Genomic DNA, 13,264 nt, shown 5'->3' on the forward strand with positions numbered 1-13,264 from the left:
AGCGCGCTGCGCTCAGGCATCTCACATTAGACGGCTGAATTATGCAATTTTCTGAAAACTGGCTTCGCACCATGGTTGATCCGAAAATGTCTTCGGATGAACTCTCTCATCTGTTGACCATGTCGGGTTTAGAGGTCGAAGAAGTTGAGCCTGTGGCTCCTCCTTTTAACAATGTCGTGGTCGCGGAAATTCGCGAAATCGCCAAACACCCTGATGCAGATCGCTTGAATATCTGTCAGGTTGATGTTGGCACCGGCACCTTGCTAAACATCGTTTGCGGTGCGCCTAACGTGCGCGTCGGCATGCGTGTGCCGTGTGCGATGGCTGGCGCGATTTTGCCACCAGGCGCGGACGGTAAGCCATTCGAAATCAAAGTTGGTAAGCTGCGCGGCGTTGAATCGCAAGGTATGTTGTGCTCCGCCCGCGAATTGAAATTATCGGATGATGCTGGTGGCTTGATGGATCTGCCGGCGGATGCGCCAGTTGGTCAGAATTTCCGTGATTACTATCAGCTCAATGATTTGAAATTTACCATTAAGCTGACACCAAATAAAGCAGATTGCTTATCCGTATTAGGCGTGGCGCGCGAAGTGTCGGCCTTGACTGGCACGCCTATGCATTTGCCAACCACCAAGGAAATTCCGGTCACGCTGGATGAAATTTTGCCAGTCAAAGTTTCTGCGCCAGATTTATGCGGTCGCTTCTGTGGTCGTGTAATACGCGGCGTGAACGCGAAAGCGGCAACGCCAGAATGGATGAAACAGCGTCTGGAACGCAGTGGACAGCGTCCTATCTCTGCATTGGTCGATATATCTAACTATGTAATGTTAGAGCTCGGACGTCCGTCACATGTGTTTGATCTCGATAAGATCCAAGGTGGAATGGATGTGCGTTGGGGTAAGACTGGCGAGTCAGCCAAGCTCCTGAACGGCAATACCGTTGAGGTTGATGAATGGATCGGTGTCATTGCTGACGATAAAGAGATTGAATCTCTGGCTGGTATCATGGGTGGTGATTCAACTTCCGTGACACTGGATACGCAAAATATTTATCTGGAAGCCGCATTCTGGTGGCCGAACGCAATTCAAGGTCGGTCTCGTCGTTTCAATTTCTCTACCGATGCCGCACATCGTTTTGAGCGTGGCGTTGACTTCGAAAACATCGTTGAGCACATCGAACGTATTACTGCTTTGATCGTTGAAATCTGCGGTGGCACTGAGCAAGTCAAGGTTGGGCCAGTGGATGATCAGATCGTCAATCTGCCACAGCGTTTGCCAGTTAAATTGCGTACTGCTCGTGCGCAAAAAGTCATTGGCGTACCTTTGACTGATGCTGCGATTGCGGATATTTTTACGCGTTTGAATTTGCAATTCACGCATCAGGATGGTGAGTTCCTGGTGACGCCGCCATCATATCGATTCGATATCGAAATCGAAGAAGATCTGATCGAAGAAGTAGCGCGTGTTTATGGTTTCGAAAATATCCCTGCTTTGCCGCCAGTGGCCGCTAGCGCGATGTTGATCGCACCTGAAAACGAGCGTTCATTGTTTGCAATTCGTCGTTTAGTCGCAGATCAGGATTATCAAGAAGTCGTCAACTATAGCTTTGTCGAAGAAGCATGGGAAAAAGACTTTGCTGGCAACGATGCGCCGATCAAATTATTGAATCCAATTGCAAGCCAGATGGGTGTAATGCGCACGAATCTGATCGGTAGCCTGATCGCGAATGCACGTTACAACCTGAATCGTAAAGTTAACCGCGTCCGCATTTTCGAAATTGGTGCAGTCTATTTGCGTGATCAGGCGGTCGCTGATGGTGCTTTGTCGGTGGCTGGTTATCATCAGCCTAAGCATCTGTCTGCGCTGGCCTATGGACCAGTTGTCGAAGAGCAGTGGGGCGCGGCACAGCGTAACGTTGACTTCTTTGATGTGAAAGCCGATTTAGAGGCATTGTTTGCACCTAAAGCTTTACGTTTTGTCAAAACTGAACACGTTGCATTGCATCCTGGACGTAGCGCAAGCATAGAATGTGATGGTAAACACATCGGCTTCATAGGTGAATTACATCCGCGCTTGCAACAAAAATATGACCTGCCATTGGCACCGGTGGTATTTGAAGTGGAAGCTTTAGCATTGCAGGAAGTGAATGTCCCGGTTTACCATGAGATTTCTAAGTTCCAGGCAGTGACACGTGATCTGGCATTGGTCGTAAAACAAGGCGTTGCGGTGCAAGATTTGCTGGATGTATTTAAGGCGGAAGCGCACAATAATGAAGTCTGTAAAATTGTGCAAGCCATTGTTTTGTTTGATGAATATCGCGGTAAAGGTTTGGAAGCAGATGAAAAAAGTCTTGCATTCCGCTTTAGCTTGCAAGATACTCAAAGTACCTTACAAGATGACAGAGTGGAAACGGCAATGGCTGCTCTGACCTCCGCAGCTGGCCAGAAATTTTCGGCTAAGTTGCGTTAATAGCATAACTGGCATTGCCTGATAAAGATTAGATGAGTTTGATAATGAATGACGTAAATTCCGCTGAATTTCAATCGGTATTAGATGCCGATTTGAATCGTGCGATGCTAGAAGCAAGGGCTCGTTCTCAAGCGGAAAAAGAGTTGCCTACCTTAACTAAAGCCGAGTTGGCTGAATTGCTCTTTGAGCAAGTTGGCCTGAATAAGCGCGAAGCGAAGGATATGGTAGAAACTTTTTTTGATGAAATTCGTGATGCTTTGGAGCGAGGTGAATCGGTAAAATTGTCTGGTTTTGGCAATTTTCAGTTGCGTGATAAGCCTCAGCGTCCAGGGCGTAATCCCAAAACTGGTGAAGAAATTCCTATCACCGCTCGTCGCGTCGTTACTTTCCATGCGAGTCAAAAATTGAAAGGCATGGTGGATGATGTCAGCGGTCAACCTCTTGCTCATGCTGCTTAAAAATAGATGACTGAAATTAAGATTGAATCTGTCAGCTTGCCTCCGATTCCTGCTAAACGGTATTTTACAATTGGCGAGGTCAGCGAATTATGCGGCGTTAAGCCGCATGTATTGCGCTACTGGGAGCAGGAGTTTTCGCAATTAAAACCGGTCAAGCGCCGTGGCAACCGACGCTATTATCAACATCATGAAGTTTTGCTGATACGACGTATTCGCGAACTGTTGTATGAGCAAGGGTTTACAATTAACGGTGCTCGTAACAAGCTCGGAAGTGGATCGGCAAGATTGCAAAATCAGCTTGATGAGCCTGATGAAATGCCAGTCAATTTGCATCAGATCAGAGATGAATTGCGTTCTATTCTGACCTTATTAGTGCCATAGTTGGGTATTAAATAAAAATCCCCGGTTACTTTAAAGTACCGGGGATTTTTTTATATCTTATGGTTCAAATTCAGGCAATGGCCTTCATGTGGGTTTTTGCCTGACGAATTTGTCGTTCTCTGGTTGAGTTGCGTACTAATTTCGGAGAAGGGGATAATTCATTCTGGTTGGTTTGCTTTGTTTTAAATACGCTCACCGCAGCACTTAATTCACTTGCCTGACTTTCCAGCTTATCGGTAGATTCGGTTGCTTGCCCAACCAACGCGGCATTGTGCTGAGTAATTTCATCAATGCTGTTGATCGCCTCATTAACACTTGAAATGCCAGCGCTTTGTTCCTGACTGGCATTACTTACATGCTTGATAAGATCTGTGACTTGTTCAACATTTTCAGCGATCTCACGCATCGTTTTGCCGGCCGTGTTGATCATCGTGCTGCCGTTTTTTATCGCTTCGCCAGATGAGACTATCAAAGCTTTAATTTCCTTTGCGGCATTGGCACTGCGTTGCGCGAGGTTTCTGACTTCACTTGCAACGACTGCAAATCCACGACCTTCCTGACCGGCACGGGCGGCTTCAACGGCAGCGTTCAACGCCAGAATATTGGTTTGGAAAGCAATGCCATCCATAACCCCGATGATTTCAGAAATTTTCTTTGAAGTAGTGGTAACGGTTTGCATCGTATCAATGGCTTTGTCCATGACCTGCAAACCTTGTTGAACCGAATCAGCTGAGGCGTGAATGAGCGTGCTGGCTTGCGACAGGTTGCCAGCATTTTCTTTAATTGTGCTGGTCAATTCTTCTACTGAACTGGCTGTTTGTTGTAATGCGCCCGCCTGATTTTCAGTGCGACTTGCAAGATCAATATTTTCATCATGGATTTCTTTTGCAATTGTATTGACGTTTTCGGCGCCGGTGCGGATATTGTCGACCAGATTGCTTAAACCAAGATTCATTTTTCCTACTGCATTGATTAGTTGGGCGAGTTCGTCTTTGCCGTCGCTGGTTTCCGTATGTTGAAGATCGCCGTCGGCTGTTTTTGCAATTGCCGACGTCAGTACGCCAATATCGCGTGCCAAAGAAAAATAGATGCCGAGCAAGAAATAACACGCAAGTAAAACGAGAGCAATAATTGCCGCAAACATTCTGATGATTTTTAAATTTAACTGGTGAATATGTGTGTCTAAACGTTCATTAACCAGATTAGTCGCAGCAAAATCAGATTCGGCCAATTTATTTAGGCCTTCCTGGCCAGCCGCTAAAAATGCTGTGCCTGAGCTTTGATTGACTGAGGATAAGACTTCGTCTTTAGCGCGCTCCAGAAATTTAAGTCCGATTGTCAAGTTGTTGCGCAAATTTTCCAGCGTGCCTTTGTACTCTGGATTTTCTTTCTCAAGTGCAACGGATTGTTCTGTAAGTTGTTTGATTTCCTGCTGCGCCAGCATTTGCAATGAATTCAACGTAACATCTTCACCTGCTTCAAATAATCCACTGTCAATGTAGGCAGCACCGCGAGCGGACATGATGGATAATTTTTCAACAATCGATGGAATGTTGTTCAAATAGATGCCCGCTAATTCATGCGTCGTAAAATCGCTATCGAGCGCCAGTTTGCTGGAATAAGCGGTGGTAATAATTTTTTTTGTTAAGAGATCAAGTAATTGGCTGTATTGAACAAAGCTTTCAGCGGCCTTCATGCCTGCCTGTTTGGCTGAAATCGCTTGCCATTGCTTTTTGATTTCATCGGCAATCGCTTTATTGCTGATTTTGTCGAATGACTTCTCAATCGTCGCCTTGCTGGCATTAACCAGGTCGCCAACTTGTTTGTTGCCAGTCAATTGCATATGCATTAGAGCGCGATATTTTCTGAGCTCCATTTGCAATGATTGATATTGTTGAATCTGCTGTATCGCCACCTGTTTTTCTTTGGTGGCGGCTACCTCAGTTTGCATTTCGCTAAACAACATTGCCACCACGACAAAAAGTGGGATGGCAAATGCTGTGGCGACGAAAGCGACTTTATGGCCGATGCGAAAGCCTTGCATCAGGCGGATTGCAGGAGAGATAAGATTGAGCACGATATATTTGAAACTAAAATGCGGTTTGGGGGAATTGATTACCGGAAAGATTAATCCTCAAATGTTACGCAGCTATGACTATTGTGACTTTTTGTAAGCACTGTAAAAACGTGATACAAATGACATTTTGTTGAGAATCTGGGGGGGGGGAAGCGATTGGATGGGGAGGGCACTGAAATCTCGCGTGTATCAAATGTCATAACCATGCATGGGATATAGCACCGTGGGCCCTACGGTACTATGGATAAATTATCTTATGCGTTGACGCGGCGAGATTCAGCGATAGCCAATCAGTGTAAAGCCTGGGTACTACCTGGGGTGCTGACCACACTGAAACAGACTGGCAGCGGTGTCTGGAAATGTTTTCAAAAAATTTTTGAAAAACACAAGCCGGAAAAATTTGAATTATATCGTTGATACGCTTCAAGAATTTCTGGCGAAGAAAAAGGGCTTAACAGTAAAGTTAAGCCCTTAAAAATTTGGCTCCCCGACCTGGACTCGAACCAGGGACCTGCGGATTAACAGTCCGTCGCTCTACCGACTGAGCTATCAGGGAATAGAAGATAAAATCTTCGTTAAACTTTTTTGCAGTGATTTTTTATTAAGTTCACTACGTACTTCAAATTCTGTGGCTCCCCGACCTGGACTCGAACCAGGGACCTGCGGATTAACAGTCCGTCGCTCTACCGACTGAGCTATCAGGGAACAGAGACAAAGATTATATGCGCCGAAGCATCACTTGTCAACGCCTCGGCGGTTTTCAATTACAAAACTTTGGCAATCGATGCGATGACTTGATCGATATTTTTGTTGTTGAGTGCGGCAACACAGATACGACCAGTGTCCACGGCGTAGATAGAGTTGTTCTCGCGCATTTGTTGTACTTGCTCTTTTGTGAGTCCAGAATATGAGAACATGCCGCGTTGTTGCATCACGAAATCAAACTGATGTGCTGGTGCTTTTGCTTTTAATTTTTCTACGAATGCTTGACGCATCTCACGTATACGCACACGCATGCCTGCCAGTTCTTCTTCCCACAATTGGCGCAGCTCTGGCGTTGCCAGTACGGTAGCAACAACCTGACCGCCATGGGATGGTGGGTTGGAGTAGTTGGTACGAATTACACGCTTTAATTGCGACATGATGCGTGCTGCTTCATCCGCGCTGCTCGCAACGATGCTCAAAGCACCAACACGTTCTCCATATAAGGAAAATGATTTAGAAAATGAATTGGAAACAAACAAGGCACCACCAGCCTCGGCAAAACGACGTACTACCTGACCATCTGCTTCGATACCATCACCAAAACCCTGGTATGCCATGTCAAGGAAGGGAATCAATCCACGTTCCGTGACGACATTGATGATTTTTGTCCACTGATCGTCGGTAAGATCCGCGCCAGTCGGGTTGTGGCAGCAAGCGTGCAACAACACGATGGAGCCTGCAGGCATCGCCTTGAGTGCAGCGAACATGCCACTAAAGTTCACGCCGCGGGTAGTTGCATCATAGTACGGGTAGGTATTGACTTTAAATCCGGCTGATTCAAATAATGCGCGATGATTTTCCCAGCTAGGATCGCTGATCCAGACCTCGGAGTCTGGAGCGAAACGTTGCAGAAAGTCGGCGCCCAATTTCAACGCTCCGGTACCGCCAATTGCTTGCGCCGTAATCGCGCGCTTTTCTTTTATGACAGCACTATCCGCGCCAAATACCAGCTCTTGAACTGCTTTGTCGTAGGCGGCCAAGCCTTCGATAGGCAAATAAGTGCGCGGTGCATATTTCTCAATCAGGATGGCTTCGGCTTTTTTAACGCATTCCAACAACGGAACCTTGCCATTGTCGTCATAATAGACGCCAACACCCAGATTGACTTTGGCGGGACTTTGATCGGCATTAAATGCTTCCGTGATCCCCAAAATAGGGTCGCGAGGAGCCATTTCTATGGCTGAAAACAGAGGAGAAGAGGTGAGGGCGGTCATCGTGATAATATGGATAATTGTCTGTCCTTGTCGACAGAGATGGTTGGTATGATGTTTTAAAGCAAACTACATAAGACTTACGCAAAAATTCAGGCTAGGGTGAGCCAGAGACGATGCTACCGGTGTGCAGCAATGGCATTTAGTGTTGCGCCAGGGTATTGCGCAAGCGAGCCTGTTTGGGTAAGTTCTATGACAGCCTCATATTTTAGCAAAGGTAACAGCACCATGGCGGTAGCACCAGTGAATTCAGTCGCTTTATCTGAAACTTTGGATGAAGCAAAGTTTATTTCTTTCCCTAATTCAGCTTTTCAGCTTTACCAAATGTTTGAACCCGCGGGCGATCAACCTGCGGCGATAGCGAAGTTGGTTGAGGGAATTGATGATGGTTTGTTTTTTCAGACTCTATTAGGTGTGACGGGCTCAGGTAAAACCTACACTATGGCTAATGTGATTGCCCGTACTGGCCGCCCGGCAATTATTTTTGCGCCAAATAAGACTTTGGCCGCACAGTTGTACAGCGAGTTCCGTGAGTTTTTCCCACGCAATGCGGTCGAGTATTTTGTTTCTTACTACGATTACTACCAACCAGAAGCCTACGTCCCGCAACGCGATTTGTTTATTGAGAAGGATTCAGCCATCAACGAACATATCGAACAAATGCGTTTGTCTTGTACTAAATCCTTAATGGAAAGACGCGACGTCATTATCGTCGCCACCGTCTCGGCGATTTACGGTATCGGTAATCCTAACGAGTACCACAAAATGATTCTGACTTTGCGCGCCAAGGACAAAGTCAGTCAACGTGATGTGATCGCACGTCTGATACAGATGCAATATTCCCGCAATGAGGTGGATTTTGGGCGTGGTACGTTCAGGGTGCGTGGCGATACGATCGATATTTTCCCAGCGGAGCATGCAGAATTAGCATTGCGAGTAGAGATGTTCGATGACGAAATCGAAAATCTACAATTGTTTGATCCTTTAACTGGCCGGATTAAGCAAAAAATTGCCCGCTTTACCGTCTACCCTGGTTCGCATTACGTGACGCCGCGTGAAACTGTGTTACGGGCAATAGAAACGATCAAAGTGGAATTACGCGAGCGATTAGACTTTTTTCGCCGCGAAAACAAACTGATTGAAGAACAGCGCATAGAACAACGCACTCGTTTTGACCTGGAAATGATGGCTGAGATTGGCTTTACTAAAGGGATTGAAAACTATTCTCGGCACTTGAGCGGTGCCAAGGCTGGTGAACCGCCACCGACACTGGTTGATTATTTGCCAGCTGATGCCTTGATGTTCCTGGATGAATCACATGTCCTGACTGGACAATTGAATGGCATGTACAACGGTGACCGCGCGCGTAAAACCAATTTGGTTGATTACGGCTTCCGTCTGCCGTCAGCATTGGATAACCGGCCACTCAAATTTGCGGAGTTCGAGAGTAAATTGCGCCAAACAGTCTTTGTGTCGGCAACCCCAGGTGATTATGAACATCAACATGCAGATCAGGTCGTTGAGCAGGTTGTACGTCCTACTGGTCTGGTTGACCCAGAGATTGAAGTGCGTCCAGCCTTAACACAGGTCGATGACTTGATGGGGGAAATTACCGATCGCGTGAAGAAAAATGAACGCGTATTAGTCACTACCCTGACGAAGCGCATGTCGGAACAATTGACTGAATTCTTGGGTGAAAATGGCATCAAGGTGCGCTATTTGCATAGTGATATTGATACCGTAGAGCGGGTAGAGATTATTCGCGATTTGCGTCTGGGCACCTTTGATGTTTTGGTCGGAATTAACTTGCTGCGCGAAGGTTTGGACATTCCGGAGGTGTCCTTGGTGGCGATTCTGGATGCCGATAAAGAAGGTTTCTTACGTTCAGAGCGCAGTTTGATTCAGACCATTGGTCGCGCTGCGCGTAACCTGCATGGTAAAGCAATCTTATACGCCGATAAAATCACCGATTCAATGCGACGTGCAATGGGTGAAACAGAGCGCCGTCGCAACAAGCAATTGGCGTTCAATCTCGAAAACAATATTACGCCAACCGGCATTCGTAAGCAGATTAAAGACATTATTGATGGCGTCTATAATCCCCAAGAAGCGAAGGAAGATTTGGCAATAGCCCAAGAGGCGGCTAAATACGAAATGATGAGCGAGAAGCAAATCAGTCGTGAAATCAAACGTCTGGAAAAACTCATGCTTGATCATGCCAAAAATCTTGAATTTGAAAAAGCGGCACAAGTGCGAGATCAGTTGGCACACCTTAAAGAATTATTATTTGGCGCTGGTGGGCATGATGTACTTGGAGTCATCGCAGGTAAATAAAAAAAGCGATAGAGACTATCGCTTTTTAGACAACATGTTTGTTAAATGACTGCTTTTTGAAGTGGGATGATGTGGATGGTGTCTTAAGCACGATCCACGTCTTCAATGTTAAGCGCAATCTTTCAAGTCAGGTGTTGCAATGCAGATTTGATTTCTGCCACCTTGCTTGGCTTGGTATAGCATTGCGTCCGCTTGCAAGAACAACGCATTTTCTGTTTTGAAACTAGGAAAATCGGCGACGCCACCGCTGAAGCTAAAGTTTTTGATTTCACCCGGAGTTACTTCAAAGGCAACCTTGCCGAAAGCTAGTCGCATTTCGTCTAGCTTGCGTTTGCCTTGTTCAAGATCTGTATCCCAAAATACAGCAACAAACTCTTCACCACCAAAGCGGCTCAGTAAATCATGCTCACCCAAATGTGCCGACAAAATCAGCGAAAGTCGCTTAATAACGATGTCACCGAAATAATGTCCCCAGGTGTCGTTAATGGTCTTGAATTTGTCAATATCGATGACGCCATACGCGAGAGATTTTTCAGATCTGGCGGCGCGTCGTATCATATCGAGTGCTTTGTTTTGTAAGCCTACTTTATTAAGCAGACCGGTTGCACGGTCGCGGCTGATTAAATCCTTACTTGCACGAATTTTATTGATACGATTGAGCACCTGACGGGTTAGTACATCGATGTCTGTCACATTCAGGATTTCATCAAAGCCGCTATCGAGCGCTTTGCGTGCCAGTGCGGGGGAAGACTCATCTTGCAGCATGATGATTGCCCGACCGGGATCAAACTCAATATTCTTTTTTAAGACACCTACTAAGGCTTCGGTGTTCAAATATTGGGCTTCGTTGATTAATACGATATCAGGCTGGGTTTCTTTAACCCGCAGATGTAAAGCGCGTGCGTCTAAGCATTGAATTAATTCTACGCCGTTTTCTTCTAACATCGTTGTATCAAGCGGTGCTGTGTCGCCGAGATAAACAATCGCATTTAATTCGCCACGTTTGTGTTTGCCGAACAGATTAAATAATTTATCGACCAAAACATCGTTCGTGATAGGTTTTTCCGCGTAAGCCAGGCAATTGCTTTCCACTAATTTTTGCTGTAATAGGAAACGCTCACCTTGGCGTACAGTTTGCAAATACACATAGTGTTTACTCTGCGGCAGACGCTGCAGTAAATCACTGAGGAACATGGTTTGACGACGTTGCTGAGACATGTCATTTTGCATGTTATACAGCACGTCCAGATCGATTACGAACAGGTCATTGCCATCGGAGGTTTGTACCGCTGTGACGAAGTCACTCATCTGGTCAAAAAACAGGATGTCAAAATCGTACTTGTGCGCGCAAAGCAAGAGTTCTTTTTTGTTATCTTTGATGAAAAAAGTCTGGGTAAGCAGCAGTACTTTATTTTTGAAAATTGATACAACTTCTGGCATTTTGACTCCGTGCACTTTTTGCCTTTTCAACCTAGACACCATAGCCTATGTTGCGCGGAAGAATTTTATACGAAATTCTTCCTAATTCGTTTTATTTCATGATGAAAATTTGTGCAGGGTTGTTTATTTGGTATTTAAGAATTAGCTAGACCCGCAATGCAGCTTGATCTTGCCAATTATGATTGCCTTTTGACGAGAATCTCTAAATTTAGATGTAGTAACCCGCAATTACCACATTGATGTCAATCCGCTTAACAATTCAATGGCTCTTAAATTGTGTACTGCAGTGCGTCTCATTGTAGACTAAAAGAGTTGTGGCATTAAGTCAAAGCAATGCTGACATACTAGACTATATTTCTGGAGACATCATGGCAAGTAAAAAAATTCTTATGCTGGTCGGCGACTTTGTCGAGGACTATGAGGTAATGGTGCCGTTTCAGGCGCTGCTGGCGATTGGGCACCAGGTTCATGCGGTTTGCCCCGATAAACAAGCTGGTGACTTTGTGATGACCGCTATTCATGACTTCGAAGGGCAGCAAACATACACAGAGAAGCCTGGGCATCGGTTTACTGTGACACATGATTTTGCCAAAGTGAACGAGACTGAATACGATGGTTTGTTGATTCCTGGTGGTAGAGCACCAGAATATTTACGTTTGAATTCCCGCGTCATCGCGATTGTGCAATATTTTGCACAAAACAATAAACCTGTGGCAGCGGTGTGCCACGGTGCCCAAATCTTAGCCGCTGCAAAAGTATTGGAAGGTGTTCGCTGTTCCGCCTACCCCGCTTGTCAGCCAGAAGTGGAGGCTGCTGGTGGGCATTATGCGCAAATCGCTGTAACAGAAGCAATCACAGATAAGAATTTTGTGACAGCGCCGGCTTGGCCAGCGCACCCGGCATGGATTGCTCAATTTTTGTCTCTATTAGGTACAAAAATACATTTGTAAATCTAACACTACCCGTATAATCGACAACTGACGCAAAATTGCTGGTTGAGCTTTGCTGCAATCCTTAGCAACAAATTTGCGCCAGTACTGCGTGATTTCTTGTCGATGTGCGGGAGAATTTATGTGTGAGATTTTTGTTAAGGCCGATCCTGGCTTGTATGAATCAAAAGCGCGCTCTATACGCCTCCATGGCGTTGTGACCTCTATCAGGCTGGAAAAACTGTTCTGGCACACCTTGCAAGAAATCGCTGAACGCGACGGTCTCAGTACCAATCAATTGATTACCAAACTCTACGATGAGTTGAACCAATATCGCGGTCATATCGATAATTTCTCGTCTTTTTTGCGTGTTTGCTGTTTGCGTTATACATCACTGATGGTGGATGGTGACATTTCCAGCGATAAGCAAATGCCGCTTGCAAGTCTTACCTCGTCCCGACTTATCAACATTCCTTTGATGAGTTGATTGAAGATAAAAGTAGTCGCGACGTGCTGCTTCATTTTTGCTTGATTTATAAAAAATTAACAAAATAGTTCAGCTACTAGATTCATATTTCAAAACTAAACCATTTATCAAATATTTATGAAATCAGCTTTACTCATTATTGATGTACAGCGTGGCTTGTTTGATGCAGAACCTCGCCCTTTTGAATCCGATTTGGTGATTTCTCGCATCAACACCCTAACCGAACGTGCTCGGTTGGCTGCTACTCCAGTCGTGTTTGTACAGCACGAGGCAGCAGGAACTGCATTAGAGTTTGGTTTTGAAAGTTGGCAGCTTGAGCCTAGCCTGATTGTTGAAGAGGGGGATGTGATTCTGCGAAAAACTACACCAGATTCATTTTTGAATACCAATTTGGCTGAATTGCTGCGTCAATGGGACACTGAGCAAGTGATGATTTGTGGCTATGCGACCGAGTTTTGTGTAGATACCACCACACGGCGCGCTGCGGCTTTGGGTTTTCCGGTTATTCTGGTTGCAGATGCCCATACCACCCATGATAAAGGCCATGCTAGTGCGGAGCTGATCCGTGCGCATCATAATGCCACGTTACCGAATATCCGAAGTTTTGGACCAGCAATCAAAGCGATTATCAGTGAACAGATCGTGTTTGGCTTGTCAGTGTAAGTTTGAGAAGAAAATTTTTCGGTGCGTTTCGGTGCGTTTTGGTGTTTGGGT

The 13,264-nt window shown here is 45.6% G+C and carries 10 protein-coding genes and 2 tRNA genes; 7 read left to right on the top strand and 5 right to left on the bottom strand.

Annotated elements, in window-relative coordinates; genetic code table 11:
- Positions 1 to 41 precede the first annotated feature (41 nt).
- Genes pheT through H8K32_RS07660 form a run of 3 tightly spaced genes read left to right on the top strand, consistent with a single transcriptional unit; the run spans position 42 to position 3,307 of the window.
- Positions 42 to 2,468, top strand: a complete 2,427-nt coding sequence (gene pheT / locus H8K32_RS07650; protein WP_186911885.1) for a phenylalanine--tRNA ligase subunit beta — start codon at positions 42 to 44, stop codon at positions 2,466 to 2,468.
- 44 nt (positions 2,469 to 2,512) lie between these two features.
- On the top strand, positions 2,513 to 2,926 hold the full coding sequence (locus H8K32_RS07655; RefSeq protein WP_186911886.1) for an integration host factor subunit alpha: 414 nt from the start codon (positions 2,513 to 2,515) through the stop codon (positions 2,924 to 2,926).
- Positions 2,927 to 2,932: 6 nt separating this feature from the next.
- Positions 2,933 to 3,307 (top strand): MerR family transcriptional regulator, encoded by a 375-nt coding sequence (locus tag H8K32_RS07660; protein WP_186911887.1) that lies wholly within the window; start codon positions 2,933 to 2,935, stop codon positions 3,305 to 3,307.
- A gap of 70 nt (positions 3,308 to 3,377) precedes the next feature.
- On the opposite strand, the gene H8K32_RS20660 is transcribed toward H8K32_RS07660, so the two are convergent.
- From H8K32_RS20660 to H8K32_RS07680, 4 genes are all read right to left on the bottom strand, one after another.
- The gene (locus H8K32_RS20660) at positions 3,378 to 5,384 is read right to left on the bottom strand and encodes a methyl-accepting chemotaxis protein (protein WP_186911888.1); all 2,007 of its coding nucleotides are present in this window, start codon (positions 5,382 to 5,384) and stop codon (positions 3,378 to 3,380) included.
- 480 nt (positions 5,385 to 5,864) lie between these two features.
- Positions 5,865 to 5,940: transfer RNA gene (locus H8K32_RS07670), tRNA-Asn, on the bottom strand.
- Positions 5,941 to 6,013: 73 nt separating this feature from the next.
- A tRNA-Asn gene (locus tag H8K32_RS07675) sits at positions 6,014 to 6,089 on the bottom strand.
- A 59-nt stretch (positions 6,090 to 6,148) separates the two neighbouring features.
- Positions 6,149 to 7,363: an amino acid aminotransferase gene (locus H8K32_RS07680; protein WP_186911889.1), complete on the bottom strand. Its 1,215-nt coding sequence runs from the start codon at positions 7,361 to 7,363 to the stop codon at positions 6,149 to 6,151.
- 225 nt (positions 7,364 to 7,588) lie between these two features.
- On the opposite strand from H8K32_RS07680, the gene uvrB reads away from it, so the two are divergent.
- A complete protein-coding gene (gene uvrB / locus H8K32_RS07685) occupies positions 7,589 to 9,694 on the top strand; it encodes an excinuclease ABC subunit UvrB (protein WP_186911919.1) in 2,106 nt (701 codons plus the stop codon).
- Positions 9,695 to 9,802: 108 nt separating this feature from the next.
- Here the strand turns inward: uvrB and H8K32_RS07690 are convergent, their stop codons facing one another.
- Entirely contained in the window at positions 9,803 to 11,134 is a 1,332-nt protein-coding gene (locus tag H8K32_RS07690) for a diguanylate cyclase (protein WP_186911890.1), read from the bottom strand.
- A gap of 368 nt (positions 11,135 to 11,502) precedes the next feature.
- Here H8K32_RS07690 and H8K32_RS07695 point away from each other — a divergent pair, with 368 nt between their 5' ends.
- The 3 genes from H8K32_RS07695 (at position 11,503) to H8K32_RS07705 (ending at position 13,213) form a co-directional block, all read left to right on the top strand.
- Positions 11,503 to 12,084, top strand: coding sequence for a DJ-1/PfpI family protein (locus H8K32_RS07695; protein WP_186911891.1), 582 nt, complete (start codon positions 11,503 to 11,505; stop codon positions 12,082 to 12,084).
- A gap of 121 nt (positions 12,085 to 12,205) precedes the next feature.
- Positions 12,206 to 12,550: a ribbon-helix-helix domain-containing protein gene (locus H8K32_RS07700; RefSeq protein WP_186911892.1), complete on the top strand. Its 345-nt coding sequence runs from the start codon at positions 12,206 to 12,208 to the stop codon at positions 12,548 to 12,550.
- Positions 12,551 to 12,667: 117 nt separating this feature from the next.
- Positions 12,668 to 13,213 (top strand): cysteine hydrolase family protein, encoded by a 546-nt coding sequence (locus H8K32_RS07705; protein WP_186911893.1) that lies wholly within the window; start codon positions 12,668 to 12,670, stop codon positions 13,211 to 13,213.
- Positions 13,214 to 13,264: the final 51 nt, after the last annotated feature.

The organism is Cognatundibacterium jejuense (assembly GCF_014284255.1).
Lineage (GTDB): Bacteria > Pseudomonadota > Gammaproteobacteria > Burkholderiales > Burkholderiaceae_D > Undibacterium > Undibacterium jejuense.